Origin of the sequence: Streptomyces plumbidurans, assembly GCF_019857225.1 — a bacterium.
Lineage (GTDB): Bacteria > Actinomycetota > Actinomycetes > Streptomycetales > Streptomycetaceae > Streptomyces > Streptomyces plumbidurans.
Genome location: NZ_JAFJSY010000020.1, coordinates 57,892 through 84,301, shown reverse-complemented (window position 1 = coordinate 84,301; position 26,410 = coordinate 57,892). Strand labels below are relative to the sequence as shown.

The 26,410-nt window shown below is 71.3% G+C and carries 25 protein-coding genes; 15 read left to right on the top strand and 10 right to left on the bottom strand.

Annotation, left to right across the window (positions count from 1 at the left end; all coding sequences use genetic code 11):
- The first annotated feature begins 43 nt into the window (after positions 1 to 43).
- The 4 genes from JYK17_RS16160 to JYK17_RS16145 are packed head-to-tail and all read left to right on the top strand — an operon-like array spanning position 44 to position 4,170.
- Entirely contained in the window at positions 44 to 1,030 is a 987-nt protein-coding gene (locus JYK17_RS16160) for an ABC transporter permease (protein WP_108009355.1), read from the top strand.
- Positions 1,023 to 1,943 (top strand): ABC transporter permease, encoded by a 921-nt coding sequence (locus JYK17_RS16155; protein WP_222810614.1) that lies wholly within the window; start codon positions 1,023 to 1,025, stop codon positions 1,941 to 1,943. Before JYK17_RS16160 ends, JYK17_RS16155 begins: the two co-directional genes overlap by 8 nt.
- The gene (locus JYK17_RS16150) at positions 1,940 to 3,103 is read left to right on the top strand and encodes an ABC transporter ATP-binding protein (protein ID WP_128803900.1); all 1,164 of its coding nucleotides are present in this window, start codon (positions 1,940 to 1,942) and stop codon (positions 3,101 to 3,103) included. Before JYK17_RS16155 ends, JYK17_RS16150 begins: the two co-directional genes overlap by 4 nt.
- The gene (locus JYK17_RS16145) at positions 3,100 to 4,170 is read left to right on the top strand and encodes an ABC transporter ATP-binding protein (RefSeq protein ID WP_128803901.1); all 1,071 of its coding nucleotides are present in this window, start codon (positions 3,100 to 3,102) and stop codon (positions 4,168 to 4,170) included. Before JYK17_RS16150 ends, JYK17_RS16145 begins: the two co-directional genes overlap by 4 nt.
- Here JYK17_RS16145 and JYK17_RS16140 read toward each other — a convergent pair.
- From JYK17_RS16140 to JYK17_RS16130, 3 genes are all read right to left on the bottom strand, one after another.
- A complete protein-coding gene (locus tag JYK17_RS16140; protein WP_222810613.1) occupies positions 4,143 to 5,198 on the bottom strand; it encodes a protein kinase family protein in 1,056 nt (351 codons plus the stop codon). The genes JYK17_RS16145 and JYK17_RS16140 overlap by 28 nt on opposite strands.
- A gap of 11 nt (positions 5,199 to 5,209) precedes the next feature.
- Positions 5,210 to 5,914: an MBL fold metallo-hydrolase gene (locus JYK17_RS16135; RefSeq protein WP_128803903.1), complete on the bottom strand. Its 705-nt coding sequence runs from the start codon at positions 5,912 to 5,914 to the stop codon at positions 5,210 to 5,212.
- Positions 5,915 to 5,976: 62 nt separating this feature from the next.
- Entirely contained in the window at positions 5,977 to 7,332 is a 1,356-nt protein-coding gene (locus JYK17_RS16130) for a dipeptidase (RefSeq protein WP_108009345.1), read from the bottom strand.
- A 132-nt stretch (positions 7,333 to 7,464) separates the two neighbouring features.
- On the opposite strand from JYK17_RS16130, the gene JYK17_RS16125 reads away from it, so the two are divergent.
- Positions 7,465 to 8,751, top strand: a complete 1,287-nt coding sequence (locus JYK17_RS16125; RefSeq protein ID WP_108009343.1) for a geranylgeranyl reductase family protein — start codon at positions 7,465 to 7,467, stop codon at positions 8,749 to 8,751.
- On the opposite strand, the gene JYK17_RS16120 is transcribed toward JYK17_RS16125, so the two are convergent.
- The gene (locus JYK17_RS16120; RefSeq protein WP_108009341.1) at positions 8,741 to 9,190 is read right to left on the bottom strand and encodes a nitroreductase family deazaflavin-dependent oxidoreductase; all 450 of its coding nucleotides are present in this window, start codon (positions 9,188 to 9,190) and stop codon (positions 8,741 to 8,743) included. The two genes, JYK17_RS16125 and JYK17_RS16120, sit on opposite strands and share 11 nt — an antisense overlap.
- A gap of 168 nt (positions 9,191 to 9,358) precedes the next feature.
- On the opposite strand from JYK17_RS16120, the gene JYK17_RS16115 reads away from it, so the two are divergent.
- The 3 genes from JYK17_RS16115 to JYK17_RS16105 all read left to right on the top strand — a co-directional run bounded on the left by JYK17_RS16115 (position 9,359) and on the right by JYK17_RS16105 (position 12,075).
- Positions 9,359 to 10,045, top strand: a complete 687-nt coding sequence (locus JYK17_RS16115; RefSeq protein ID WP_222810612.1) for a TetR/AcrR family transcriptional regulator — start codon at positions 9,359 to 9,361, stop codon at positions 10,043 to 10,045.
- A 132-nt stretch (positions 10,046 to 10,177) separates the two neighbouring features.
- Entirely contained in the window at positions 10,178 to 11,413 is a 1,236-nt protein-coding gene (locus JYK17_RS16110) for a sensor histidine kinase (RefSeq protein ID WP_222810611.1), read from the top strand.
- Positions 11,410 to 12,075, top strand: coding sequence for a response regulator (locus tag JYK17_RS16105; RefSeq protein WP_108009337.1), 666 nt, complete (start codon positions 11,410 to 11,412; stop codon positions 12,073 to 12,075). The genes JYK17_RS16110 and JYK17_RS16105 overlap by 4 nt, the downstream gene beginning before the upstream one ends.
- On the opposite strand, the gene JYK17_RS16100 is transcribed toward JYK17_RS16105, so the two are convergent.
- Together JYK17_RS16100 and JYK17_RS16095 are read right to left on the bottom strand one after the other, a co-directional pair.
- Entirely contained in the window at positions 12,036 to 12,320 is a 285-nt protein-coding gene (locus tag JYK17_RS16100) for a DUF6332 family protein (RefSeq protein WP_222810610.1), read from the bottom strand. The genes JYK17_RS16105 and JYK17_RS16100 overlap by 40 nt on opposite strands.
- 74 nt (positions 12,321 to 12,394) lie before the next feature.
- The gene (locus tag JYK17_RS16095) at positions 12,395 to 13,879 is read right to left on the bottom strand and encodes an MFS transporter (RefSeq protein ID WP_222810609.1); all 1,485 of its coding nucleotides are present in this window, start codon (positions 13,877 to 13,879) and stop codon (positions 12,395 to 12,397) included.
- An 85-nt stretch (positions 13,880 to 13,964) separates the two neighbouring features.
- Here JYK17_RS16095 and JYK17_RS16090 point away from each other — a divergent pair, with 85 nt between their 5' ends.
- A complete protein-coding gene (locus JYK17_RS16090; protein WP_108009331.1) occupies positions 13,965 to 14,342 on the top strand; it encodes a MarR family winged helix-turn-helix transcriptional regulator in 378 nt (125 codons plus the stop codon).
- 32 nt (positions 14,343 to 14,374) lie between these two features.
- On the opposite strand, the gene JYK17_RS16085 is transcribed toward JYK17_RS16090, so the two are convergent.
- The 4 genes from JYK17_RS16085 to JYK17_RS16070 all read right to left on the bottom strand — a co-directional run bounded on the left by JYK17_RS16085 (position 14,375) and on the right by JYK17_RS16070 (position 18,902).
- The gene (locus tag JYK17_RS16085; RefSeq protein ID WP_108009330.1) at positions 14,375 to 15,115 is read right to left on the bottom strand and encodes a maleylpyruvate isomerase family mycothiol-dependent enzyme; all 741 of its coding nucleotides are present in this window, start codon (positions 15,113 to 15,115) and stop codon (positions 14,375 to 14,377) included.
- Between the two features lie 24 nt (positions 15,116 to 15,139).
- Positions 15,140 to 16,354, bottom strand: coding sequence for a L,D-transpeptidase (locus tag JYK17_RS16080; RefSeq protein WP_222810608.1), 1,215 nt, complete (start codon positions 16,352 to 16,354; stop codon positions 15,140 to 15,142).
- Between the two features lie 206 nt (positions 16,355 to 16,560).
- On the bottom strand, positions 16,561 to 17,913 hold the full coding sequence (locus JYK17_RS16075) for a helix-turn-helix domain-containing protein (RefSeq protein WP_108009326.1): 1,353 nt from the start codon (positions 17,911 to 17,913) through the stop codon (positions 16,561 to 16,563).
- A gap of 224 nt (positions 17,914 to 18,137) precedes the next feature.
- Positions 18,138 to 18,902 (bottom strand): GntR family transcriptional regulator, encoded by a 765-nt coding sequence (locus JYK17_RS16070; protein WP_222810607.1) that lies wholly within the window; start codon positions 18,900 to 18,902, stop codon positions 18,138 to 18,140.
- A gap of 411 nt (positions 18,903 to 19,313) precedes the next feature.
- Here JYK17_RS16070 and JYK17_RS16065 point away from each other — a divergent pair, with 411 nt between their 5' ends.
- From JYK17_RS16065 to JYK17_RS16040, 6 genes are all read left to right on the top strand, one after another.
- A complete protein-coding gene (locus tag JYK17_RS16065; RefSeq protein WP_108009322.1) occupies positions 19,314 to 20,804 on the top strand; it encodes a glycoside hydrolase family 3 protein in 1,491 nt (496 codons plus the stop codon).
- A 217-nt stretch (positions 20,805 to 21,021) separates the two neighbouring features.
- Entirely contained in the window at positions 21,022 to 22,053 is a 1,032-nt protein-coding gene (locus tag JYK17_RS16060) for a phytanoyl-CoA dioxygenase family protein (RefSeq protein ID WP_222810606.1), read from the top strand.
- Positions 22,050 to 23,411, top strand: a complete 1,362-nt coding sequence (locus JYK17_RS16055) for a DUF6271 family protein (RefSeq protein ID WP_108009318.1) — start codon at positions 22,050 to 22,052, stop codon at positions 23,409 to 23,411. The genes JYK17_RS16060 and JYK17_RS16055 overlap by 4 nt, the downstream gene beginning before the upstream one ends.
- Positions 23,408 to 24,616: a type III PLP-dependent enzyme domain-containing protein gene (locus JYK17_RS16050; protein WP_222810605.1), complete on the top strand. Its 1,209-nt coding sequence runs from the start codon at positions 23,408 to 23,410 to the stop codon at positions 24,614 to 24,616. The genes JYK17_RS16055 and JYK17_RS16050 overlap by 4 nt, the downstream gene beginning before the upstream one ends.
- Positions 24,613 to 25,161: a GNAT family N-acetyltransferase gene (locus JYK17_RS16045; RefSeq protein ID WP_222810604.1), complete on the top strand. Its 549-nt coding sequence runs from the start codon at positions 24,613 to 24,615 to the stop codon at positions 25,159 to 25,161. The genes JYK17_RS16050 and JYK17_RS16045 overlap by 4 nt, the downstream gene beginning before the upstream one ends.
- The gene (locus JYK17_RS16040; protein ID WP_108009312.1) at positions 25,146 to 26,354 is read left to right on the top strand and encodes an MFS transporter; all 1,209 of its coding nucleotides are present in this window, start codon (positions 25,146 to 25,148) and stop codon (positions 26,352 to 26,354) included. Before JYK17_RS16045 ends, JYK17_RS16040 begins: the two co-directional genes overlap by 16 nt.
- Positions 26,355 to 26,410 lie beyond the last annotated feature (56 nt).

The following is a 26,410-nucleotide window of genomic DNA, read 5'->3' as shown; positions in this document are numbered from 1 at the left end:
CCGGTCTCGAACCCCGCCCACCGGCCCCGCGAGAGAAGACCGCATGCTCGCCTACACCGTGCGCCGCATCCTCGTCTCGATCCCCGTCCTGATCGCCTCGACCTTCATCGTGTTCCTGGTCGTCATCAACGCCGGCGACCCGGTCGCCAACTTCGCGACCTCGCGGCAACCACCGCCCAGCAAGGCCGCCGTAGCCGCGTTCGCCCGGCACATCCACGCCGACGAACCGGCCGTCCAGCGCTACTGGAACTGGATCACCGGAGTCCTGCACGGCGACTGGGGCCCGTCCGTGCAGCCCAACCTCGACATCGGGCACGACCTGTTCACCCGCTTCCGGGTGACCGTCACCCTGGTCGCCTCCGCGATGATCATCGCCCTAGTACTGGCCGTGATCTTCGGTGTGTTCAGCGCCATCCGCCAGTACACGGCCGCCGACTACACCATCACCTTCTTCGGCTTCCTCTTCCTCGCCATGCCGGTGTTCTGGTTCGCGGTCCTGCTCAAACAGGCCGGAATCTGGTTCAACGAACAGACCGGCAGCCAGTTCCTCGGCACCATCGGCGAGAAATCCCCCTATCTCGAAGTCGACACCACCTGGAACGAGTTCACCGACCACATCGGCCATCTCGTCCTGCCCACCATCACCCTGGCCCTGGTCTCCTTCGCCTCCTGGACCCGCTACACCCGCGCCTCCATGCTGGAGGTCCTGGGCAGCGACTACGTCCGCCTCGCCCGCGCCAAGGGACTGCGCCGGCGCACGGTGCTGGTACGGCACGCCCTGCGCACCGCCCTCATCCCGCTGGCCACCGTCACCGCCCTCGACGTCGCGATCATCCTGGGCGGCGCGGTCATCACGGAGACGATCTTCCAGTGGCACGGCATGGGGGAGATGCTCGTCCAGTCGGCCTCGACCGTGGACGTCTACCGCACCATGGCCTGGCTGCTGCTGTCCGCCGTCGTCGTCATCGGGTTCAACCTCGTCGCCGATCTCCTCTACGCCGTACTCGACCCGAGGATCCGCTATGACTGACATCGAGGTACCCGGGTCGGCGGGCACCCAACTCCCGCACAGCGAACCCGAGTTCACCGTGAAGCAGCGCAGCCAGACCCAGCTGGTGCTGCGCCGCTTCGTACGGCACCGCGCCGCGATGATCAGCCTGGTGGTCTTCCTGCTGATCCTGCTGTGGGCGTTCATCGGACCGCACCTGTGGCACTACTCGTACCAGAAGTACACCCCCGACAACTCCCAACCCCCGTCCTGGAAGCACCCGTTCGGCACCAACTCCTCCGGCTACGACGCCTACGCCCAGGTCATGCGCGGCACCCAGACCTCGCTGAAGATCGCCATTCTGATCGCACTGGGCTCGACCTTCGTCGGCGCGATCTGGGGCGCCGTCGCGGGCTTCTACCGGGGGATGGTGGACGCGGTCATGATGCGCCTCTCTGACCTGGTGCTCACCCTGCCGCTGTTCGCCATCGCCCTGGTCATCTCCTCGCGCAGCGGCGGCTCCTGGTACTGGATCGCCGCCGTCATCGCCGGCCTGACCTGGGCGTACGTGTCCCGCGTGGTGCGCTCCACGGTCCTGTCGCTGCGCGAGAAGGAGTTCGTGGAGGCGGCGAGGGCGCTGGGTGCATCGGACGCGCGGATCATCTTCCGGCATCTGCTGCCCAACTCGCTCGGCCCGATCATCGTCAACGCGACCGTGCTGGTGGCCACCGGCATCCTCACCGAGACGGCCCTGTCCTTCGTCGGCTTCGGCGTCCAGCCTCCGGACACCTCACTGGGGTTGCTCGTCTCCCAGGCGCAGACGGCGGTCGACACCCGGCCCTGGCTCTTCTACATCCCCGGCGCGTTCATCATCGCCATCGCCCTGACCATCAACTTCATCGGCGACGGGCTGCGCGACGCCTTCGACCCCCGGCAGCAAAGGGTGCGACAGTGACGGTCATCGGCAAGGGCGAGGAGTCGGGCGCGGTCCTCGAAGTGGAGGACCTCAGCGTGGAGTTCCCCACCGAGGACGGACTCGTACGAGCCGTGCGCGGGGTCGGCTACCGCCTCGAGCGCGGCGACTCGCTCGGCATCGTCGGCGAGTCCGGCTCCGGCAAGTCGGTCACCGCGCTGGCCGTGATGGGCCTGCTGCCCGCCACGGCCCGGGTGCGCGGCTCGGTCCGCTTCGAGGGGACGGAACTGCTCGGACTGTCCGACGCACGCCTGTCGGACCTGCGCGGCAGCGGCCTCGCGATGATCTTCCAGGACCCGATGACCTCCCTCAACCCGGTCTATTCGGTGGGCTACCAGATCGCGGAGACACTGCGGCGCCACAATCCGGGCCTGAAGTCCCGCACCGCACGCGAGCGTTCGGTCGACCTGCTCGGCACGGTCGGCATCCCCAGCCCGCAGCGGCGCGTCGACAACTACCCGCACGAGCTCTCCGGCGGCATGCGCCAGCGCGTGGTCATCGCGATCGCCATGGCCAACGACCCCGACGTGATCATCGCCGACGAGCCCACCACCGCCCTGGACGTCACCGTGCAGGCGCAGATCCTCGACGCGCTGGAGACCGCACGGGCCGAGACCGGCGCGGCCCTGGTGCTGATCACCCACGACCTGGGCGTGGTCGCGGGCCACTGCGACCGGGTCTCGGTCATGTACGCGGGCCGGATCGTGGAGACCGGCTCCGTCGAGGACATCTTCTACACCCCGCGCATGCCCTACACCCTGGGCCTGCTCGGCTCCCTGCCCCGCATGGACCGCGAGGAGGCCCGCCTCACCCCGATCACCGGCTCCCCGCCCTCCCTGCTCAACCTGCCGCCCGGCTGCCCCTTCGCCCCGCGCTGCCCCATGCGCCGCGACGTCTGCGACAGCACGGAGCCGGCACTGCGCAGGACCGGGCACGAACTGCACCTCAGCGCCTGCCACTTCGCCGACGAACTCGTCGACACCGGCGCCGCCGAACTGTTCGACGCGATCGGCGCCGACGCCGAGGCGCTGGCCCGCTTCGCCGACACGACGGCCACGACGAACGGGACGGACGCCGTGAGCGGCACCGGTACGAACGCCGCGCGCACCACCGGGACGAGCACCGAGGAGGACCCCGTATGAGCGCCCCCGTCCGGGCCGAGGCGCCGCTGCCCCCGCTGCCGGGGCACGGCGGCAGCGGTGAACCGGTCCTCCAAGTGCGCGACCTCGTCAAGCACTTCCCGGTCATGTCCCGGGGCGTCGTACGCCGCCGCGTCGGCGACGTGCACGCCGTGTGCGGGGTCTCCTTCGACCTGTTCGAGAACGAGACCCTCGGCCTGGTCGGCGAGTCCGGCTCCGGCAAGACGACCACCGCGCGCACCATCCTGGGCCTGCAATCCGCGACCTCCGGCCAGGTCCGCTACCGCGGCACCGAGCTGACCGCGCTGAGCAGACGCCGGATGCGCCCGCTCCGCCGTGAGCTGCAGATCGTCTTCCAGGACCCCTACGCCTCCCTGGACCCGCGCATGTCCGTCCACGAGATCGTCGCCGAACCCCTGCGCATCCACGGCCGCTACGACACCGGCGGCGCGGGCGAAGTGCGGGAGCTGCTGCGGCTGGTGGGCCTCAACCCTGAGCACGGCAACCGCTACGCCCACGAGTTCTCCGGCGGTCAGCGCCAACGCATAGGCATCGCACGGGCGTTGGCCCTGCACCCCAAAGTGATCGTGCTGGACGAGCCGGTCTCCGCGCTCGACGTGTCGATCCAGGCGGGCGTCCTCAACCTGCTGATGGACCTGCAGGCCGAACTGGGTCTGTCGTTCCTCTTCGTCGCCCACGACCTGTCGGTGATGCGCCATGTGGCCGGCCGGGTCGCCGTCATGTATCTGGGCCGGCTGGTCGAGATCGCCCCGGCCCGCCGCCTGTTCGCCGCGCCCGCCCATCCGTACACCCAAGCCCTGGTCTCCGCCATCCCGCTCCCGGACCCGCGCAAGGAACGCGCCCGCACCCGCATCCTCGTCCAGGGCGACGTCCCCAGCCCGGTCCGCCCGCCCAGCGGCTGCCGCTTCCGCACCCGCTGCCCCAAGTTCGCGAACGAGCTGACCGAGAGCCAACGCGCGGCCTGCGTCGAGGAGGTGCCCGCGCTGATCGACCGGGGCGGCGGGAACCCGGTCGCCTGCCACTACGCGGAGAGCGTCGAGCTGTTGTAGGCGAGCAGCAGTTCCTTGTACGGGTAGGAGGTCTTCCGGCCTTCCTCGCGCAGCCGGCCGAAGAAGCGGTTCAGGACCGCGGTCAGGGAAGCGTCACGGGCGATGATCGCTGCTGCGGTCCTCGGGATGCCGTCCGTGCGCGCCCCCACCGCGCAGGCCCGCACGAACGCCTCCCGCTCGTTCCTGTCGTACCCGTAGAGCGCCGTGACCAGCCAGTTCACCAGGTAGGTCCGGGAGTACACGAGGTCGTAGTCGCGGTGCCGGTCGAAGAAGGCGCGCTCCGGCGGGGCGAGCCGGAAGCGGGGGCCGAAGGCGAGCCCGTAGTCGGCGAGGCAGAAGTCCTCGCCGTCGGTGACGACGTTCTGGAAGTGGACGTCGAAGTGCAGGAGTTGGTGGTCGTACAGGAACGAGGTCAGGGCGCCCAGCCACGCGTCCACGCGCGTGCAGACCCGGTCCGCGTCGTCGGTGCGCACCTGTGTGTCGAGCCAGTCGTGCAGGGTGTGCGGAAAGTACTCCAGGAACAGGGTCAGGCTCGCCGACGCCGTCCGCAGGTCCTCGATGCGCTCACGCACCCCGGAGGCGCCGCCCCAGTAGGCGACCACCCCTTCCACGTCGGCCAGTTCCTCGGGAAGGGGCTGCACGGCATCCGGCAGGACCCGCCAGTGGTGCAGCAGCGGAAAGCCCGAAAAGCGGTCGGACAGCGCCCAGTTCGTCGTCATCACGTGCGCGGCCAGCTCGCGCCACGCACCGAAGCCCGGGCTGCGACCGGTGCCGTAGTGGCACGCGGACGGCAGCTCGAAGTAGTTGGCCGTGGACCGCGTGTTCTCGGGCCGCCGCTCGATGTCCGTCAGCGGCACCTGCTTCACGAAGACCCGGCGGCCGTCCACCTCGACCAGCGTCGAACGCCCCCCGATCCCGGCGCCGTTGGGCGTCCCCGACGCCACGAGGTCCGCCAGCTCCCGGTCGCTGAGCAGGGCCAGCGTGGTGGCGAGGTCGGTGTGGGCGGCGCGACGCGCGGCGGAGGACATGACCACCATGCTCAGGGTGACAGCGGGTGTCTGTCTGCCGATCGGCGAAGTGTCGTGCCCGCGTGCCCGATCACCGGATCACCGTGCCCGAAGCAGGCGATCTCCGCGTCGAGTGCCGCGAGACGGTGGAACGAGGCGAGCCTGCCCTCCCGGTCGACGTTGAACACGCCCGGCAGCACACTGCCGTCCACGGGCGACGCCGCCACGGTGTCACCCGTGAACAGCACGCGCTCGCCCGGGAGATGGAGCGCGATGCTGCCGGGCGTATGACCCGGGGTGTGGATCACCCGCGCCCCGCCGCCGAGGTCGAGGACCGCGCCGTCGGCGATCTCGGTGACGTGCGACGGCCGTACGAAGTCGCCCCCGGGGAGCTGCCGGGACACCTCGGCGTGGATCGGCACCTCCCAGTCCTCGAACACCGGCGGTGGACCCGGGACCTCACCGCGGACCGCTGCGGCGTCCGACCGATGCGCCAGCACTTCGGCACCGGTCAGCGCGGCGAGCTCGCCCGCCCCGCCCGCGTGGTCCTCGTGGAAATGGGTGAGCACGATGCGGCGCACGGTCCCCGACGACTGCGCGAGTGCCGCGATCGACGCTCCCGCGCCCGGCGGGCCCGCGTCGATCAGCGTCACCTCGTCGCCGTCGCTCCAGAGATAGGCCTGGCCGACGGGGAAGCGCAGAAGGCGGAGACGGGGCAGCAGTTCTACGACGTCCATGACAGCGACCGTAGAAGAGCCCCCGTCCGGGGACGAGGGCCCTTTGCCGAGAGCAGAGCCGGTCAGCTCGCCGCGTAATTGCGCAGGAACAGCGCCTCCGTCACCGAGAGCCGCTCCAGCTCCTCCGGCGAGACGCTCTCGTTGACCGCGTGGATCTGCGCCTCCGGCTCGCTCAGGCCGATCAGCAGGATCTCCGCACGCGGGTAGAGCGCGGCGAGGGTGTTGCACAGCGGGATGGAGCCGCCCTGACCGGCGTACTGCATCTCCTGGCCGGGATAGGCGACCGCCATCGCCTCGGCCATCGCCGCGTACGCCGGGCTGGAGGTGTCGGCGCTGAACGCCTGCCCCTGGCCGATCTGCTCGGTGCGCACCCGGGCGCCCCACGGGGTGTGGGCCTCCAGATGCGCCTGCAGCAGCTTCGTCGCCTCGGCCGCGTCGACACCCGGCGGCACCCGCAGACTCACCAGCGCCCGCGCGCCCGCCTGCACGGACGGGGTGGCGCCGACGACCGGCGGGCAGTCGATGCCGAGGACGGTGACGGCCGGACGCGCCCAGATGCGGTCGGCGACCGTGCCCGAACCGATCAGCTCCACACCGTCGAGCACCTTGGCGTCCTGGCGGAACTGCTCCTCGTCGTACTGCAGGCCCTCCCACCCGGACCCGCCGGTCAGCCCGTCGACGGTCGTCGAGCCGTCCTCCGCACGCAGCGAGTCCAGTACGCGGATCAGCGCACCCAGCGCGTCGGGGGCGGCGCCGCCGAACTGGCCGGAGTGCAGATTGCCTTCGAGGGTGTCGATCTGCACCCGCACCAGGGTCATGCCACGCAGGGTGGCGGTGACCGTCGGCAGGCCGACGCGGAAGTTGCCCGCGTCGCCGATGACGATGGTGTCGGCGGCGAGCAGATCGGGGTGCTCCTCGGCGTACCGCTCCAGGCCGCCCGTGCCCTGCTCCTCCGAGCCCTCGGCGATCACCTTGACGTGCACCGGGATGCCGCCGTTCGCTTTCAGGGCGCGCAGCGCGAGCAGGTGCATGATCACGCCGCCCTTGCAGTCGGCGGCCCCGCGCCCGTACCAGCGGCCGTCGCGCTCGGTCAGCTCGAACGGAGGAGTCGTCCAGGCCGACTCGTCGAGCGGCGGCTGCACGTCGTAGTGGGCGTAGAGCAGCACGGTCTTCGCGCCCTCCGGCCCGGGCAGATAGCCGTAGACCGACTGGGTGCCGTCAGGGGTGTCGAGCAGGGCCACGTCCTGGAATCCCTCGGCGGCGAGCGCGTCGGCGACCCACCGCGCGGCGCCCTCGCTCTCGCTCTTGGGGAACTGGTCGAAGTCCGCCACCGACTTGAAGGCCACCAGCTCGGCGAGCTCCGTCCGCGCTCTCGGCATCAGAGAGGCGACGGTCCCGGCGACCGGGTTCGACGACATGGGCACGCTCCTTGTGGGTGCGACGTTGTACGGGTGGATAGCGAGATCCTCCCACAGTGGCCTGCGGCGATGTCCGCCGTAGGATGCGGGAGACAGGTGCGGCAGCGGCTTGATCGGGAGCAGTAGACCATCGTGAGCAGCGAGAACTCTTCGGCGGACGACGTGCAGCGGGTGTGGGACGTCGTCGTGGTGGGCGCGGGACCCGCGGGTGCCTCCGCGGCCTATGCGGCGGCGGTCGCGGGACGCAGCGTCCTGCTGCTGGAGAAGGCCGAGCTGCCGCGCTACAAGACGTGCGGCGGAGGCATCATCGGCCCCTCCCGCGACGCCCTGCCGCCCGGCTTCGAACTGCCGCTGCGCGACCGGGTGCACGCGGTGACGTTCTCGAACAACGGCCGCTTCACCAGGACCCGGCGCTCCCGCCAGATGCTGTTCGGGCTGATCAACCGGCCCGAGTTCGACCAGCAGCTGGTCGAGCACGCGCAGAAGGCGGGCGCCGAGCTGCGTACCGGTGTCACCGTGCAGCGCGTCGAGCAGCACGGCTCGGCGGTGCCGGACCGGCGCACGGTCGCCGTCGTCCTGCAGGGCGGCGAGACGCTGCTCGCCCGCGCGGTCGTGGGCGCGGACGGCAGCGCGAGCCGGATAGGGGCCCATGTCGGCGTCAAGCTCGACCAGGTCGATCTCGGTCTGGAGGCGGAGATCCCGGTGCCGGAGACCGTCGCCGAGGACTGGAAGGGACGGGTGCTGATCGACTGGGGCCCGATCCCCGGCAGTTACGGCTGGGTGTTCCCCAAGGGCGACACCCTCACGGTCGGCGTGATCTCCGCGCGCGGCGAGGGCGCCGCCACCAAGCGGTACTTGGAGGAGTTCGTCGGCCGGCTCGGCCTGGCCGGCTTCGAACCGAGCATCTCCTCCGGCCATCTGACCCGCTGCCGCGCCGACGACTCGCCGCTCTCGCGTGGGCGGGTTCTGGTGTGCGGTGACGCGGCGGGGCTGCTGGAGCCCTGGACCCGCGAGGGCATCTCGTTCGCGCTGCGCTCGGGACGGCTCGCGGGGGAGTGGGCGGTGCGGATCGCCGAGGCGCACGACGCGGTGGACACCCGGCGCCAGGCCCTGAACTACGCGTTCGCGGTCAGGGCGGGACTCGGCGTCGAGATGAGCGTGGGCAAGCGGATGCTGGCGGCCTTCGAGCGCCGGCCCGGTCTGTTCCACGCGGCGCTGACCGGCTTCCGGCCCGCGTGGAACGCGTTCAGGGACATCACGCGGGGCGTGACCACCCTCGCCGAGCTCGTGCGTACGCACCCGATGGCGCATCGCGCGCTGACCGCGTTCGACCGGCGTGCGACGACCGACACGTCCGCGGCGGCCCAAGAACCGCCTGCCGGGGACGAGGCCCCGGCGGCCGACGGGGTCACTTCCTGACGGTGATCCGGAAGACGGGGTGGTCGGGGGCGATGCGGCGCAGTTCGGCGTCGGGGGAGTCGGGGCCGACGCCGTTGAAGAAGACGCCGACCTCGGCCTTCCACCGCTTGAGGTAGGCCCGCAGCAGCGGCACCTTGTCGTCGTCGGTGACCTCGGTGGCGGTGAACGCCTCCACGTTCCTGCCGAGACGCAGCTCGCCTCCGCCGGCCGCCCGCATGTTGTGCGTCCACTGCACGTGGCCGCGCGGGGCGACGAGGTAGCGCTGCCCGTCCACCGTCAGCAGGTTCACCGGGGTGGTCCGCCATGCGCCGCTCTTGCGTCCGCGGACCGCGAGGATCCGGGAGCCCCAGACGCTGATGCCCCGGCGGGTCATCCAGGCGACGGCGCGGTTGAAGACGTTGACCGTGAACCAGCCGGGCTTCTGGACGTGTGTGGACATGGGAACTCCCATCGACGGAGAGAGCGTCGCTCCCTTTTGTGAGCACTGCTCTCGCTTGAAGAAGAGTCTGCACCGGATCGGTGATCCAGTGCAAGAGCAGTGCTCTCTTTTTTGTTCGCCGATCTGTTTTGTGTGCACTGCTCTCGATCCGTGGCAGACTTGCTGACCATGAACACCGCACACAGCGCCCGCGCCCGAGCCCGGATCGAGGTCACCGCCGCCATCAAGGACGAGGCACGCAGACAGCTCGCGGCCGAGGGCGCCGCCAAGCTCTCGCTGCGCGCGGTGGCCAGGGAACTCGGCATGGTCTCCTCCGCCATCTACCGCTACTTCCCCAGCCGCGACGACCTGCTGACCGCGCTCATCATCGACGCCTACGACTCCGTGGGCGAGGCCGCCGAGGCGGCGCACTCCGCGGCGGCCGAGGCCGGCCCCGTGCGGCTGTGGACCGCCGTGTGCGAGGCCATCCGGGAGTGGGCGCTCGCGCACCCGCACGAGTACGCGCTGATCTACGGATCGCCGGTCCCCGGCTACAAGGCGCCCGAGACCACGATCCCGGCCGCCGCCCGCGTCGGCTTCGTGCTGATCGGCATCGTCCGCGACGCCCGCATGGGACCCGGCCTGCAGCTGCCCCCTCTGCCCGCCGATCTGGAGGCCGAGGCGGAGCGCATGACCGGCGACTTCGCCTCCGACCTCCCGCCGGCCGCCGCACCGGCTCTCGTCGCGGCCTGGGCCCAGCTGTTCGGGCTGATCGGCTTCGAGCTGTTCGGCCAGTTCCACGGGGTCGTGGAGGAGCGCGAGGCGTTCTTCAGGAACGCGGCGGAGCGGCTGGCTCACGGGGTGGGGCTGTCGTAGGGCCCGGTCGGCAGCCGTAGGGCCGGGCGGAAAGCCGTAGGGCCGACGTGGTGGCGTACTTCCCGGGGAGTACGCGTGATCACCACGACCGGCGGACGCCCCGCGGCCCCGGCTGCGTCTAGCGTGGCGGACATGGACGAGCAGGATGTGCGCGGGGGCGGGCCGCCCCGGTGGTGGCGGTACGGGCCGCCGTGGATGAACCGCTGGGTCGACGAGCGGCACGCGCCCCGCTGGCCGTGGCGTTCCACTGTGCTGCTCACCGTCTTCGTGCTCGTCGGCTCCAACTACGCGGCGCACCAGCAGGCCGACGAGCGCCTGGCGCTGGACCACTTCGCGCGTCTGCTGCTGCTCGTGGGCTCGGGCCTGCTGCTGTGGCGGCAGCGGTATCCGCGGTTCGTCGTGTTCGGTACGGCGGCCGCGGCGACGGTCTATCTCGGCGCCGGGTATCCGTACGGGCCGGTCTTCCTCACCGTCGCACTGGCCTGCTTCAGCGCGGTGGTCGCGGGGCACCGGCGGGCCGCCTGGGGCGCGGTGGCGATGCTGTGGGCCCTGCATGTGCTGGTGGCCCACTGGCTGTATCGGTGGCTGCCGCCCTCCGGGGACCGGGCCGCCTCCTGGGGGCAGGAGATCGTGATCGCCACCTGGGTGGTGGCGATCGTCGCCCTCGCGGAACTGGCCCGCGCCCGGCGCGAGCAGTGGAGCAGGGAACGGGCCGAGCGGGCGCAGGCCGCCCGGCGGCGGGCCGACGAGGAGCGGCTGCGCATCGCCCGCGAACTGCACGACGTCCTCGCGCACAGCATCTCGGTGATCAATGTGCAGGCCGGTGTCGGCCTCGCGCTGCTCGACACGGACCCCGAACAGGCCCGCTCCGCGCTCACCACCATCAAGGCCGCCAGCAAGGAGGCGCTCGGCGAGGTCCGCCAGGTCCTCGACACGCTCCGCGCACCGGGAGACGCGCCGCGGGCCCCGGCGCCCGGCCTGGACCGGCTGCCGGAACTGGTGCAGCAGGCGGGCAGCGCGGGCCTCACCGTGGCGGTCGACGGAAAGCCGCCCCGCCTCGCGCCCGGCACCGATCTCGCCGCCTTCCGCATCGTGCAGGAGGCGCTGACCAACGTCGTACGCCACTCCGGTTCACGCCAGGCACGGGTGCACGTCGAACACGACGACCGGCAGCTGCGGCTGCGCATCGACGACGACGGGCCCGCGACCGGCGCCGACGCCGGCGGCAGCGGCAACGGTCTGGCCGGAATGCGGGAGCGGGCGGCCGCCCTGGGTGGCACGATCGAGGCGGGCCCGCGCCCGGACGGCGGTTTCCGGGTGCTCGCCGTACTGCCGTTGAGCGTCAAGGCCAAGGAGGACGACCGGTGATCCGCGTACTGCTCGCCGACGACCAGTCACTGGTGCGGGCCGGTTTCCGGGCGCTGCTCGACGCGCAGCCGGACATCGAGGTGGCCGGCGAGGCCTCCGACGGTGAGGAAGCGGTGCGCAAGGTGCGCGAACTGCGCCCCGACGTCGTCCTGATGGACATCCGCATGCCGGCCCTCGACGGACTGGCGGCGACCCGCCGGATCAGCGACGACGAGGCGCTGCAGGGCGTCAAGGTGGTCATGCTCACCACCTTCGAACTCGACGAGTACGTCTTCGAGGCGATCCGTTCCGGTGCCTCCGGGTTTCTGGTCAAGGACACCGAGCCGGAGGAACTCGTGCGTGCGGTAAGGGCGGTGGTCGAGGGGGACGCGCTGCTCTCACCCGGTGTGACCCGCCGCCTGATCGCGGAGTTCGCGGCCCGCTCCAAGGAGCCCGCGACCGCCGACGCCCTCGGCGAACTCACCGAGCGGGAACGGGAGGTGATGGCCCTGGTCGGCATCGGCCTGTCCAACGAGGAGATCGCCCGCCGGCTGGTCGTCAGCCCGCTCACCGCGAAGACCCACGTCAGCCGCACGATGGTCAAGCTGGGCGCCCGGGACAGGGCCCAACTGGTCGTCCTCGCCTACGAGTCGGGGTTGGTACGACCCGGCTGGCTGGGCTGATCCGGCCCGCGGTGACGGACCAGCACGCTGACGACCCGGGTGAAGAACAGGACGGGCGCGAGCACCAGTCCCGTGTGCAGCAGGACGGTCTCGACGCCGTGCCCCAGGTCGAAGAGCAGCGCCGGACCGGCGATCGCCCCGAAGACGACCGCCGCCGCGAACAGCGCACTGCACAGCGCGTATCCGATCTCGACGGTGATCGCGTCCCGCTCGGCCTGACTGCGCCGTCCCCCGTATTCGCTCATACCCGGAGTTTCACAGCCGTGTGCCCGGCGAGGCAACAGGCCCCGCCGGGCACACACTGCGGGAGGCGTTCCCCCTAGTCGCGTACGGGTACGCGCTCGGCCTCCTGGGCGGCGGACCTGGCGACCACGACGGACCGCGGCGTGCGCCGCGTGCGCAGACCGGTGAGCGTGATCAGCAGACCGGCGACGGCCACGCCCGTCACCACCATCAGACCGGGCCGGTAACTGTCCAACACCGCCTGCGGGGTGGCGTGTTCGGGGGCCTGGGCGGTGACCACGGCCGTCACGACGGCCAGGAAGATCGCGCCGCCCACCTGCACCGAGGTGTTGAGCAGTCCGGAGACCATGCCCTGCTCGTGGTCCTCGACACCGTTCGTGGCCTGGATGTTGAGCGAGGGGAAGACCAGCGCGCAGGCCGCGCCGATCAGCAGCATCGACGGCAGGATGACGGCGGCGTACACGGGGTCGAGGTTCACCCGCAGGAACAGCGCGTACCCGACGACCATCAGCGCGAAGCCCGCCGCGATCAGCCGCGGGGTGCCGAACCGGTCGACGATGGAACCCACCTTGGTCGAGGACACAGCCACCAGCGCACCCGCAGGCAGGAAGGCGAGCGCGGTGTGCAGCGCCGACCAGCCGAGCAGCGACTGCATGTAGAGCGTGGTCAGGAACTGGAAGCCGACGTAGGAACCGAAGAAGGCGAGCGCGCCGAGCTGGGCGCGGATCTGGTTGCCGGAGCGCAGCACGCCCAGCCGGATCAGCGGACCGGGCGAGCGGCGTTCGACCCGCACGAACACGGTCAGCAGCACGGCGACGGCCAGGAAGGACAGCAGCGTGCGGGCCGAGGCCCAGCCGGCCTGCGGCGCCTGGACGACGGTGAAGACCAGCAGCAGCATCGACGCGGTGCCGAGGACGGCGCCGGGGATGTCGTAACCGTTGTGGTCCTTCTCGCGCTCGCTGCGCGGCAGCAGCCTCAGGCCCGCCAGCAGGGCGATCAGGGCGATGGGCGCGGGCAGCAGCATGGTCAGCCGCCAACTGGCCTCGGTGAGCAGGCCGGAGAGGACCAGGCCCATCGAGAAGCCGGTGGCCGCGCAGGTGGTGTAGATCGACAGGGCGCGGTTGCGCAGCGGGCCCTCGGCGAAGGTCGTGGTGATGATGGACAGGCCCGCGGGCGCGGTGAAGGCGGCGCTCAGGCCCTTGACGAAGCGGCTGGCGATCAGCAGCGGACCGGAGTCGACCAGGCCGCCGAGCAGTGAGGCGACGGCGAAGACGCCCAGGGCGATCAGGAACACCTGGCGCCTGCCGAGCAGGTCCGCGGTGCGTCCGCCGAGCAGCAGGAGACCGCCGTAGCCGAGGATGTAGCCGCTGACGATCCATTGCAGCGTCGAGGTGGACAGATCCAGGTCCGTGCCGATGGACGGGAGCGCGACGCCGACCATCGACACGTCGAGCGCGTCCAGGAACATCGCGGCGCAGAGCACCAGGAGGGTGCCCCACAGCCGGGGGGTCCAGCGGACCGCCGAGGCCGGCGCCGCGGAGGTGGTGAGCGGAGAGGTCATGGCGGAGAGACTACATGCGTATGCATCGAATGCAAGTGCATTAAATTCTGATGCAATAATTTCGTGGTTCTGCTACGGTGCGTCCATGGCTGCGGACAAGGCCGAGCAGGCGCTCGTGGAACAGTGGCGGGACATCCTGGCGCTGCATGCGCGCACCCAGTGCGAACTCGACCGGGAACTGCACCAACACGGCCTGTGCGCCAGTGACTTCGAGGTGCTGGACGTCCTGTCGGGCGACTCCTGCGCCTACCGCGTGCAGGAGATCTCCGAGCGCGTCCATCTCAGCCAGAGCGCGCTGTCGCGGCTGATCGCCCGGCTGGAGAAGGACGGCCTCGTCGAGCGCACCATGTGCTCCGAGGACCGGCGCGGAGTCCGCGTGGCCCTCACGAGGAGGGGGCGCACGGTGCACCGCGAGGTGCTGCCGGTGCAGCGGGCGGTGCTGACCCGGATGCTGGAGCGCTGAAAGCCCTCATGGGGCGGCCCCACGGGGCGGCCTCAGCTCCAGGTGACGGCGGACTTCTCGCGCCACAGCGCGGCCACCGCGGCGTCCCCGGTCACCTCCGGGAACGGCTCACGGTTCCACAGCGACAGGTACAACTGCGCGGCGGGCCCGGCCACTTCGCAGTCCGCGGCCCCCGCGGCGTCCCGCGTGGCCGCCGGCGGCTCCTGGGACAGCCGTACGGTCCACACCGCGTCCTCCGCGTCCGTCGCCCGCACCCGCAGCACCCGCGGCTCGTCGCTGCGGACCCTGCTCTTGCGGCGGCAGTGGAAGCCGCGCAGCAACTCGTCGATGCCGTCCGCCGCGAAACCGGCCGCGATCTCGGACCGCACCCCGCCCCGTGCCGACTCCGCATCCACCCGGTGCACGGTCGTCTCGTGCGCCTGCCGCCGCGCCCAGAACGCGAGCGGCGAGGACGCGGGCAGAAAGGCCCAGCACTCCACATCCGCCGGGGCCGAGGCGAGGGTGTCGACGAGTTGCCGGTGCCCCTCCCGGAACCAGGCCAGCAGTTCGTCACCGTCGAGGTCGGGCAGCCCGCCGTCGGAGTGGTACGACGTGTGCCCCTCCGCGACGAAAGCCGCGGCCCACCGGTGCACCATCCCGGTGTGCCGCACCAGGTCGCGCACCCGCCACAGCGGACAGGTCGGCACCTCGGCATCACCCCCCGCCACCTCGGCCGCCGCGACCAGAAGCCGCCCCTCGCGGTCCAGAGCCTCCACGAACTCGGCTGTCTCCATGGGGTGAGTCTGCCGGATGGAGCGCTACCGCAGGGCGCCGCCCTCCTTCCAGGAGGCCCAGTCGACGTTCCAGTCGCCGTAGCCGTTGTTGATCGCCACGGTGTCTGTGGACCCGACGACCGTGACGGGGTCGCCGACGCTCACCTGGCCGTAGAACCAGCGGGCGTCGTCCGTGCTCAGGCCGATGCAGCCGTGGCTGCCGTTGGCCAGGCCGAACTTGCCCTCGTTCCAGGGTGCGGCGTGGACGTAGGTGCCGGACGGGGTGAGCTGGACGTCCCATCTGACGCTGCCGAGGTCGTAGGCCTCGTGGCCGAAGATGCGGACGGTCGAGGAGTCCATCCGGATGGTCGGCACCTTGCTCAGCACGACCATGGTGCCGTTCCAGGTCTCGTAGCCCTTCTTGCCGCTGGAGACCTTCAGTGCCCGCAGGACCCTGCCGTTCCGCGCCACGGTCATCGTCTTCCTCGTGACGTCCAGGGTGCTGGTGACGGCGTCCCCGATGCGGAAGTGCACGAGGCGCTGCCGGGTGCCGTAGACCCCGCCGCCCGCGTCGACGCCCGCGAGGTTCATGCGCAGGGTCACCTCGGTGCCCGGTTTCCAGAACCGCTCGGGGCGGTAGTCGACGCGGTCCTTGCCGTTGCGGTCCTTGATCCAGCTCCAGGCGCCGTCGACCGCGGGCGAGGCGGTGACCTCCAGCTTCCGTTCGACCGCCGCCTTGTTGCGGATCGGCTTGTCGAAGGTGATCGAGACCGGCATCGCCACGCCGACCGTCGTGCCCCGGTCGGGGACGTACTCGCCGACGAAGGTGTTGCGGGGCGCCTCGGTGGTGAAGGAAGCGGTCCGTTCGAGGGGTGATCCGCCGGACGCCCTGCCGCGGGCCTTCACCGTGTAGGTGGCGCCGGGGGCGAGCGGTGTGGTCGCCGTCCACACGGATCTGTCCTCGGACCAGGTTCCGGCGAGCCTGCCCGGCCCGGGGGAGGTGACCTCGACCGAGGTCAGTGAGCCGCCACGGACCCGGACGGTCACCTTCCGGCCGACCGGCACTCTCGCGCTGTCGTCGCCGGGTCGTACGACCACGGCGGCCGAGCGGTCCTTGTCGCCGTCGCCGGCCCCCTTGCCCGAGCCGCCGTCCGGGGCGCCCCCGGAGCCGCACGCGAGGAGCAGGACGGCCGCGGCCGAGGTGAACGCGACCGGGAGGGCGGTCCGGCGGCCCGTCCGTGCCGTGAGGCGCCGGCGCATGAGAGCCTCCCTTTCCTCAGGGGCCGGGCACCGGGTCTTCGGGACACCGGTTCCCCGGTATCCGGAACGCCGTCGACCCGCCCGCGTGGCTGGCTTCCGCACGCGGCATCCTCACCCCGCGGTGACCGCACTCGTCGCAGACACGACATCGGCATACGCCGACCGGCCCATCCCCGGCCCCCTCGCGCGATCCTGGGCTCGCCCCCTTACGCGAGCCCCCGGCGCACGACGCGAGGACTGCCGGCCTGCTGCGGGAGCCAGACCCGGCCCGGGGTGCCGTGCAGCTGCCAGGAGTCGGGCGGCCAGTACGCCACGTACTGGCGTACCGCCTCGTGGATCCGGTAGCGCGCCCGGCCGTCGGTGCCGGGGCCGCCGGGGTGCACGACATGGACCATCTGGTGGTCCACCAGCTCGTCGAGGAGATCCGCCGCGAGTCCTCTCGACGACGTCACATGTGTCACCACGTCGTCGACGCCGAAGTCGCCGCGCACCGTCCTGAGCCGCCGTAAGGCGGTCCTGACCGGGGCGGGCAGGCAGCGGTAGTGGGCCGCCACGCTGGCGTGCAGCGACAGGTCCCCGATGTGCAGGAAACGCAGACGGTCCTGCTCGTACGCCAGACGTTCCGCCAGGTCGCGCAGCGAGCGGTGCGGGCGGGCCGAGAGCCACAGCCCGGCGATGTGCAGGGCGAGCGGCAGCCGCGCGCAGGAGCGCAGGATGCTCACCGCGGAGGCCCGTTCCGCGCGCGTGCGCGCCGGACCGAGCAGATCCTCCAGGACCTGGAAGGCGTCCCACTCGGTGAGGGCGTCGACGGGCCTGCGGAACTGGGCGGTGAGCGCCGGGAGTTCGCGGCGCGCGGCGACCAGGACGGCGCTGCGGGCGCCGTCCACCAGCAGCGGCCGCACCTGCCCCTCGCTGTCGACGTTGTCGAGCACGACGAGGACGCGCCGTCTGCTGAGCGCGTCCCGCAACTGCGCGCCCGCCTCCTCCGGATGGTCCGCGACCTGTGCGGCGCCCAGGGAGCGCAGCACGCGGCGGACCAGTTCGTCGGACGTGAACGGCTCGGCGTCCGCTCCCGGGTGCGCGTCGACGAAGACCTGCCCGTCCTCGAAGCGGCCGCGCACCCCGTGCGCCGCTTCGAGGACCAGCGCGGTCTTGCCCGCGCCGGGCGGACCTACGACGACCGCGGGCGTTCCGAGGTCGTCCCGGTCGGTCGCCGCCAGATGGGCCCGCAGGGAGTCGATGTGCGCCTGGCGGCCGGCGAGGCGGTGGCGGGGGGCTGCGGGGAGTTCCGCCGGGGCCGGTCCGGCCGGTTCCCGTCGGGCCTCGGGGTGCGATCTGCGCATCAGCCGGCCCACCTCGCCGGGCGGCAGCCCGAGAGCCCTGGCGATCAGGACCAGTGACTGCTTGCGCGGGCGCGAGGTGTGACCTGTCTCCAGGTTGCGGATGGCCCGCACGCTCACGCCGGACCGCTCCGCGAGGTCCTCCTGGGTGAGGCAGGCCGCCTCGCGCGCGGTGACCAGTGCCTCCGCGAGCGTCGCAGTCGACGGTGTATGGGTCACGGGAGGCCTATCTCTGCTTCCGGGCCGGTGGCCACTGTCCTGTCGGCTTGGAATCGGCTGGTGAGAACACCCTGTTGTGTCACTGCTTTCCCAGTTTCGACGAGGTGAGGGGAAAGGTGGGGGAGGGCTGTGGTCCGGTCGCGCGATCATCGGGTCGCCGTGCGCGGGCGTCGAGAACGTGGGGGGCGCGAAAAGGGAACGAACACTGCTGAGCGGGCGGGGAGTCAGTCCGCCGTGGGCATCAGCGTCACCACGAACTTGTAGCGGGAGCCCCGGTAGACGGAGCGCACCCACTCCACCGGGCTGCCCTCGGCGTCGTAGGAGTGGCGGGTCAGCAGCATCACCGGAACCCCCACCTCCGTCTCGAGCAGTGCGGCCTCGTGCGGGGTCGCGAGCGAGGTCTCGATGCCCTCCACGGCCTCCGAGAGATGCACGTCGTAGGCGTCGGCGAGGACCGAGTAGAGGGATCTGTGTCTGCCCAGCGACTCGCGCAGGCCCGGGAAGCGCCGTGCGGACAGGTGCGTTCTCTCGATCGCCATGGGCTCGCCGCTGGCCAGCCGCAGTCGCTCGATGCGCAGCACACTGTCGCCGACATCGATGTCGAGCAGACACGACAGCTTCTCGTCCGCCTCGACGTGGTCGATGTCCAGGACGCGCGAGGCGGGTTCGAGGCCTTGTGCCTGCATGTCCTCGGTGTGGGAGGTGAGTTGGAGGGTGCGGTAGAGCTTCGGCCGTGCAATGAAGGTGCCCTTCCCCTGGATACGGTCCAGACGGCCCTCACCCACGAGTTCCTGCAGCGCCTGCCGGACGGTGGTGCGCGACGTGTCGAGCCGGACGGCCAGTACTCGCTCGGCGGGCATGCGCGCTCCCGGCTTCAGCGCCTGGACGATGTCGAGCACCTGCTGCTTGACGAGGTAGTACTTCGGCACGCGTGCGATCCCACCGGGAGCCCCGGTGTCGTACTGCGCGCTGCTGACGTCGGTGGTCATGACCTGCCTTCCGGGCGCTCTCGCAGGTGTCTCGTTATAGCCCCCGGACTCGCCTATGGTCTAGGCCAACTGCGGGGGCAGCTGCTCCGGCTGGGAGATGGTCCGGTGGTCCTCGCGGAGACGTCGGCGCGGCTTTCTGGGCCGTCTTGACGCTCTTAAAAGTCTAGGCCAAGCTCCGTGCAGGTCTACACCATTCGGCGCAGTCCGCGGAGGCGACACGCGGGGCGGTGGCGCCGCCGCCCCGTCAAGCACCGTGTTCGGCGGCGACCGCAGGCCCCGACGGCGCGGCCGCAGCCGTTTGCACCACCTGTCCTGTCCCAACTCGCCTTTCCGCAAAGCAAACCCCGCGAGCGGCACCGCAAAGCCCGTGAGCGGCCCGGCCGACGGCCCTGTGAAGGGATGACCCCTGCGATGACAGTTTCCGCCACCCTCGACGCCACCCTCACCCGAGACGCCCTCGCGGTGCTGCAGCCGGGGTTCGACGGCACCACCGTGCCCGACTGGGTGCGCCGCCGCGTCGGCGAAGGACTCGCCTCCGTCGCCCTGTTCGGCCGCAACGTCGTCTCGCACGGACAAGTGCGCCAACTCACCGCGCAGTTGCGGGCGGAACGGGACGACCTGCTGATCGCCATCGACGAGGAGAGCGGTGACGTCACCCGGCTCGACGTGCGCACCGGCTCCTCGTTCCCCGGCAACCACGCGCTGGGCGCCGTCGACGACCCCGACCTCACCCGCAGGGTCGCGCGTCAACTGGCCCGCCGGCTCGCCGAATGCGGCGTCAACTTCGACTGGGCGCCCTCCGCCGACGTCAACGCCAACCCCGACAACCCGGTGATCGGCGTACGGTCCTTCGGCGCGGACCCCGAACTCGTCGCCCGGCACACGGCCGCCTACGTCCGGGGCCTGCAGTCCGGCGGCGTCGCGGCCTGCACCAAGCACTTCCCCGGCCACGGCGACACCAACGTCGACTCCCATCACGCCGTACCGCGCATCGACGTGGACGAACACACGCTTCTCACGCGCGAGTTGCCGCCGTTCCGGGCGGCGGTCGAGGCCGGTACCCGCGCCATCATGAGCGCGCACATCCTCGTCCCCGCACTGGACCCCGACCGTCCCGGGACGCTCTCCCGCCGGGTCCTGACCGACCTGCTGCGCGGTGAACTCGGCTTCGACGGACTGATCGTCACCGACGCCATGGAGATGCGCGCCGTCGCGGAGAAGTACGGCCTGGAGCACGGCGTCGTGCTCGCGATCGCGGCCGGTGCCGACGCCATCTGCGTGGGCGGCGGCCTGTGCGACGAGGGCACGGTCCTCAGACTGCGGGACGCGCTCGTGGCCGCCGTACGCTCCGGGGAACTGCCGGAGGAGCGGCTCGCCGATGCCGCCGCACGGGTGCGGGAGCTGGCCCGGTGGACCGCCGGGGCCGGAGAGAACGCGCAGACCGGGGCCGACCCGGAGCCGGAGATCGGGCTGGTCGCGGCCCGCCGCGCTCTGGCCGTCACGCGCACCGGGCCCGCCGCGCCGGTCCAACAGGCCGTGTACGTCGCGACGTTCAGTCCGAGCGCCAACATCGCCGTCGGGGAGGAGACCCCCTGGGGTGTGGGTACCGAGCTCGAGCGCCTGCTGCCGGGCACCGAGACCGGCGTCTTCACCGGAGCGGGTGCGGGCGAGGCGGCACTGCGGGCCGTGGCCGGCCGGCGCCTCGTCGCGGTGGTGCGGGACGAGCACCGGCATCCCTGGATGCGATCGGCCCTGGATGTGCTGCTGGCCGCCCGCCCGGACACCGTCGTGGTCGAGATGGGCGTGCCGCAGTCCCCGCCGCGCGGCGCCGTGCACATCGCCACGCACGGAGCGGCCCGGGTCTGCGGTGTGGCGGCCGCGGAGGCGATCGTCAGCGGATGACGGTTCCGGCCGAGCGTACCGGCCGAGCGTTCGGTTGCTTGCTCAACAACCGGCAACTGACAGGCAGTTGGCGGCAACTTCGCCGGGTTCAGGTTGACATGGCGAATTGGTCCAGTCCACTTTGAGGGAACCTCAGTTCGACCGATGGAGATCTTTCGACCGAAGGAGATCTGGGGGTTCCACTCGGCCGCTGAGGACTCGGACCTTGGAGTGATGCATGCCGACGCCTCCCCGCTACCTGCACAGGGCGAAGACACAGCGCCCGTATTTCAGTGCCGACGGCGAGACCTACCTCGCACAGACGCAACTGCGCGACATCGAGAAGTCACAGCCGCTCCGTGTGCTGTCGGAGGACGACTTCGCCTTCTGGAAGACGTACGGCTATGTGGTGGTGCGCAACGCCATCTCGCCGGGCGCGGCGAAGAGCCTGCTCGAATTTGCCTGGGAGTTCCAGGGACTTGACCCTGACCGGCCCGAAACCTGGTACCAGGAACGGGAGTTCCGCTCGGACCTGGACCGTGACCTGCATGTCTACGGCTTCGTCGAGGCGTACCACCACCAGCTCATCTGGGACAACCGGCAGACGCAGCGGGTCTACGACGCCTTCGCCGACGTGTGGGACTGCGACGAGCTGTGGGTCACGCTCGACCGGCTGAACCTCAACCCGCCCAACCGGGGCAGCCGTTCGCGCTCGCTGATCGAACCGACCGACGAGGGCTTCGACATCGAGCTGCACTGGGACGTCGACACCACCCTCGGCGTGCTGCCGCAGCGGGTGCAGGGCATCGTGGCCCTCAACGACACCCAGCCCGAGCTCGGCGGCTTCCAGTGCTCGCCCGAACTGTTCCGGCAGTTCGAGGAGTGGCGGATCGCCCAGCCGGCCGGCCGCGATCCGATCAGGCCCGGGGTCGACCGCGCGGAGTTCCCCGTGGTACGCCCCGATCTGCAGGCCGGTGACCTGCTTATCTTCAACGGGCTGCTGGCCCACGGCGTCGCGCCCAACCACTCCGAGAACGGCGTGCGGGCCGTGCAGTACCTGTCGATGATGCCCGCCCTGGAGGAGCACGAGGAACTGCGCGACTCCCGTGCGGAGTCCTGGCGCACGCTCAGCACACCGGACTGGAACGGAACGCTGCTGGGGGACGCCGAGCGGCCCGAGTCGCTGCGGTACGGCCCCGCCACGCTCAACGACCTCGGCAGGAAGCTGCTCGGGCTCGACTCCTGGACCGGACAAGAGAGCGCGAAGTGAACCGACAGACCAGCACGGACCGGACCAGCACGGACCGGACCAGCACGGCCCGGATCTGCCTCACCCTCCCCACGAACAGGGCCTGTTCCGCCGCGATCGCCGAGATCGGCGAGGAGGCGGCGTACGCGGCCCGCACCTTCGCCGTCGAGGTGGATCTGCTGATCCTCGACTCCAGCGAGGAGGCCACGCGCGCCGAACACGCCCGCGCCGTCGCCGAGTTGCCGGCCGCTGCGAACGTCACCGTGCACCACCTCGACGAGTCGCAGCAGCGCGACTTCCTGCGCAGGGCGATCCGGCACTCCGGCCTCGCCGCGCCGGAGCGGATGCTCGAACTGATGCTGCCCGCCGCCCTGTCCTACGGCGCCTGCACCAACCGTGCCTTCCTGATCGCCAGTGCGCTCGGCTGCCGGTCCGTGCACCGCAGGGACTCCGACTGCACCTACCAGGTCTTCGACGGCGAGAAGGTCTTCCCGATCCATCACGAGCTGGCCTCGCTCGGCAAGCCCGCCACCGAGGCGTCCGCCGCGGTGTCCGAGACCCTCCTCGCGCCGGACCACGCCCACCGCCCCGTGTCCATGGTCGGCTCGTCGTTCATCGGTGAACCGTCCGTGGACATCGCCGAGATCGAGCGGCTCGACGCCGGCGTCTACCACGACGTGGTCAGCCTGTGGGGGCCGGTCGACTGGTCGGAGGAGCAGAAGCGGCAGCTGGTCGAGGAGTCCTTCAAGGGCGCCGGAACGGACCCCTTCACCGGCGACCACTCGACGCTGACGGTGGTCGACCCCATGCGGGTCGACATGAGCAACATCGGCTTCCACCACGAGGTCTACGAGCGCGTACCGCTGCCGCCGGGTACCGACACCATCGGCACCGACTACTTCCTCTTCCACCTCATCCACGACGCCGCCCTGCCCGGCGTGCTGCACAACCGCAACATCGAGAACTATTACACCCCGTACCGCCGCACCGACGCCGGATTCCGGGCGTACCAGATGCGGTTCGTGAAGTTCCTGCTGTCGATGCTCTACCTCAACTTCGTCTACGACAGGATGGGTTCGGCCGGCGCCGCGCTGCTCGACGAGCACGAGCAGGTGCGCGGCGACACCATCTCCGGCTTCCTCAGGGAGAGCACGGGTCTCGACCGGGCCGACAACATCTGGCGGCTGGACCGCGTCAGCACCTCCTACCGCAAACTGGGCGGCCGCTACGCGGAGTTCGCCGACCTGATGGACTCACGGCGCGAACAGCTGCTGGACGAGGCCGAGTCGGACACCGAGGACTTCGCCGTGCTGATCGACGCCTGGCCCACGCTGGTGCGGGCGGCCCGGGAGACCGGCCTCGGGAGTGCGGACGCGTGAGCGCGGAGCTGGACACGCGGCTGGCCGCCGCACTGGCCGGCGCGTCGTCGGACTGCATCGTCTTCGACCTCCCGGGGATCGCGGGCCAGTACGACCACCTGATGCGTGAACTGCCGGACGTCGCCGTCCGGTTCGCGATGAAGGCATGCCCCGTCGACGAGGTGCTGACCTGCCTCGCCGGCCGGGGCGCCGGCTTCGACGCGGCGAGCCCCGCCGAGATCACCCAGGCACTGCGGCTGGGCGTGCCCGCCGGACTGATCCACTACGGCAACACCGTGAAGTCCGACGCCAACATCGCCGAGGCCCATCGGCTCGGCGTGCACACCTTCGCCACGGACAGCGTGCAGGACGTGGCAGCGATCGCCGCGCACGCCCCCGGCGCCCGTGTGTACTGCCGCCTCGCCACCAGCGGGGAGGGCGCCCTGTGGGGCCTCAGCCGGAAGTTCGGCTGCTCGCAGGAGGACGCCGTCGCCGTGCTGACGGCGGCGCGGGCCGCGGGCCTCACCCCGGCGGGGCTGTCGGTGCACGTCGGCTCGCAGCAGATGACGTACGAGGCCTGGCAGCAGGCCGTCGAGCTGCTGGCCGACACGATGGTGGCGCTGCGCGGGCACGGGATCGTGCTCGACCACGTCAACCTCGGCGGCGGCCTGCCCGCGCTCGGCTATCTCGACCGGCACGGCAGACGGCTCGAACCTCCGCTGGACAAGATGTTCGCCGTCCTGCGCGAGGGCATGGAGCACCTGCGGGCGCTCAACGACGCACCCCTCGACTTCGTCATGGAGCCCGGCCGGCACCTGGTCGCCGACCACGGCGCCATCCGGGCGCATGTGTACCGGCTGACCGAACGCCGTCAGCCCGACGGGGAGCGGGCGCACTGGCTGTACCTGAGCTGCGGCAAGTTCAACGGCCTGTACGAGATGGACGAGTTGTGCCACCGGCTCGTCTTCCCCGGCCACACCGAGGGCGAGTACGTCTCCGCCGTGGTCGCGGGCCCGACCTGCGACAGCGACGACGCCTACGGAGCGGCGCACCGCCTGGTGCCCGAGGCGCTCGCCTCGGGGGACCCGGTGTGGGTCCTGTCCGCCGGCGCCTACGCCACCAGCTACATGACCCAGGGCTTCAACGGCTTCGGGCCGCTCGCGCACACGTCGGTCCATGACGGGAGCGGGCGGGCAGGCGCGGGCGCGGGAGGGCGGGAGACGTGAACCCTCACGCGGGCATCCGCCCGGTGCGCGACGGCGACTGGCCGGCCGTGGCGGCCCTGGAGGCCGAGGCGTACGCGGGCACTTCGCTGTCCGAAGGGCAGGCGGCGCTGGAGTCCAAGGGCCGCATCTCGCCCGGCACCTGCTTCGTGCTGGACCTCGGCGGACGCGTCACGGGGTATCTGCTCTCCCTGCCCTACCCGAGGTTCCAGTACCCGGATCTGGCCCGCACCGAGGAGCCCGTGCACCACGTGAGCAACCTCCACCTCCACGACATCGTCGTCGCCGAGGACCAGCGGGGCCGGGGATGGGGCAGCCGGCTGCTGGCCCGGCTGACGGACACCGCACGGCCCGCGTACGAGCACATCTCGCTCGTGGCGGTCGGCGGAATGGCGCCCTTCTGGGCGTCGCGCGGATTCCGGGCCCATCCGGAGATCCGCCTTTGCGAGAGCTACGGCGACGACGCCGTGTACATGTCCACCGCGGTGCCCGGAAGCGGTACCGGCGCTACGAAAGAGGTGGCCCGCTTCCCATGCCCCGTGTCCTAGACGACTTCAGGCGAACGCAATTGGCGATCGCCGCGCTGTTCTGCTTCCTCGGCTTCCAGTACGCCACCTGGGTCTCCCGGATCCCCGCCCTCAAGGCCCGGCTCGACCTGAACACGGGGGAAGTGGGCCTGCTGCTGATGGCCACCGGGGTGGGAGCGGTGGCCTCCTTCCCCCTGATCGCGTTCCTGATGAGACGCCTGGGCGCGCGGCTGCTCGCCCTGGTCTCCGGGCTGTGCCTGGTGGGGATCCTCTTCGCCCTGTCGGCGGCACCGAACTACCCGGTGGCCCTGCTGATCCTGTGCGCCGACGGTGTGGCGGTCGGCTGTCTGAACGTGGCCATGAACGCGCAGGGTGCCGCGCTCGAAAAGGCGCACGGGCGTACTGCCATGACCCAGCTGCACGCCACCTTCAGTGCCGGGTCGTTCCTCGCCGCGGTGGTGGCTTCGGGCATGAACGCCCTGACCTCGGACCTCCTGCCGCACTTCGCCGCCGCCTCGGTGGTGCTCGTACTGCTCCTCGGGGGCGCCCGGCTCCGGCTGCTGCCCGACGACCCGCAGGACCAGCAGCCCGCGGCGGAGCAGGGCGAGCGCAAGGGGGCCAAGCGCCCGCGCCGGCTGACGAAGCCGTCGCTGGTGATGGTGTGGCTCGGTGTCGCCATGGTGTTCGGCGAGGTGGTCGAAGGCGCCATGAACGACTGGTCGGCGCTGTACCTGAAGGACATCGCCGACGCGTCGTCCCAGGTCGCTCCGCTGGGCATCGCCGTCGTCTCGGGCACGATGGTCGTCGCGCGCCTCTTCGGCGACAACTGGCGCAGCCGCTGGGGCGACGCCCGGGTCGTCCGGATCGGCAGCGCCGTCGCGGGCACGGGCCTTGCCCTCGCTCTGCTGGCCGGAGGCGTGGTGCCCGCACTCATCGGGTTCGCCTGCGTGGGACTCGGCGTCGCCGCCGTGACCCCGTGCCTCTACGTGGCCGCGGCCGCCGAAGGCCCGGACGCCCTCTCCCTGGTCGCCTCCATGGGCACCACCGGCCTACTGGCCGGCCCCGCACTGATCGGCTTCGTCGCCGGAGTCAGCGACCTGGCCTGGGGGATGGGCGTCGTCGCGGCCTCAGCCGTGATCGTCTCCTTGTGCACGACTCGGCTGCGCTGGACGCCGACCAAGGAATCCGCGCCTCTTGCTGCTGATCCTGCCTGACCACGCGCGCTGCCCCGCCCCAGCTGGGGCGGGGCAGCGCGCTGGCGCGCCTGGAG

Coding starts and splice junctions, on each gene's coding strand:
- JYK17_RS16160 (WP_108009355.1), top strand. CDS start 44: ATGCTCGCCTACACCGTGCGCCGCATCCTCGTCTCGATCCCCGTCCTG.
- JYK17_RS16155 (WP_222810614.1), top strand. CDS start 1,023: ATGACTGACATCGAGGTACCCGGGTCGGCGGGCACCCAACTCCCGCAC.
- JYK17_RS16145 (WP_128803901.1), top strand. CDS start 3,100: ATGAGCGCCCCCGTCCGGGCCGAGGCGCCGCTGCCCCCGCTGCCGGGG.
- JYK17_RS16140 (WP_222810613.1), bottom strand. CDS start 5,198: ATGTCCTCCGCCGCGCGTCGCGCCGCCCACACCGACCTCGCCACCACG.
- JYK17_RS16135 (WP_128803903.1), bottom strand. CDS start 5,914: ATGGACGTCGTAGAACTGCTGCCCCGTCTCCGCCTTCTGCGCTTCCCC.
- JYK17_RS16130 (WP_108009345.1), bottom strand. CDS start 7,332: ATGTCGTCGAACCCGGTCGCCGGGACCGTCGCCTCTCTGATGCCGAGA.
- JYK17_RS16120 (WP_108009341.1), bottom strand. CDS start 9,190: ATGTCCACACACGTCCAGAAGCCCGGCTGGTTCACGGTCAACGTCTTC.
- JYK17_RS16115 (WP_222810612.1), top strand. CDS start 9,359: ATGAACACCGCACACAGCGCCCGCGCCCGAGCCCGGATCGAGGTCACC.
- JYK17_RS16110 (WP_222810611.1), top strand. CDS start 10,178: ATGGACGAGCAGGATGTGCGCGGGGGCGGGCCGCCCCGGTGGTGGCGG.
- JYK17_RS16100 (WP_222810610.1), bottom strand. CDS start 12,320: ATGAGCGAATACGGGGGACGGCGCAGTCAGGCCGAGCGGGACGCGATC.
- JYK17_RS16095 (WP_222810609.1), bottom strand. CDS start 13,879: ATGACCTCTCCGCTCACCACCTCCGCGGCGCCGGCCTCGGCGGTCCGC.
- JYK17_RS16090 (WP_108009331.1), top strand. CDS start 13,965: ATGGCTGCGGACAAGGCCGAGCAGGCGCTCGTGGAACAGTGGCGGGAC.
- JYK17_RS16085 (WP_108009330.1), bottom strand. CDS start 15,115: ATGGAGACAGCCGAGTTCGTGGAGGCTCTGGACCGCGAGGGGCGGCTT.
- JYK17_RS16080 (WP_222810608.1), bottom strand. CDS start 16,354: ATGCGCCGGCGCCTCACGGCACGGACGGGCCGCCGGACCGCCCTCCCG.
- JYK17_RS16070 (WP_222810607.1), bottom strand. CDS start 18,902: ATGACCACCGACGTCAGCAGCGCGCAGTACGACACCGGGGCTCCCGGT.
- JYK17_RS16065 (WP_108009322.1), top strand. CDS start 19,314: ATGACAGTTTCCGCCACCCTCGACGCCACCCTCACCCGAGACGCCCTC.
- JYK17_RS16060 (WP_222810606.1), top strand. CDS start 21,022: ATGCCGACGCCTCCCCGCTACCTGCACAGGGCGAAGACACAGCGCCCG.
- JYK17_RS16040 (WP_108009312.1), top strand. CDS start 25,146: ATGCCCCGTGTCCTAGACGACTTCAGGCGAACGCAATTGGCGATCGCC.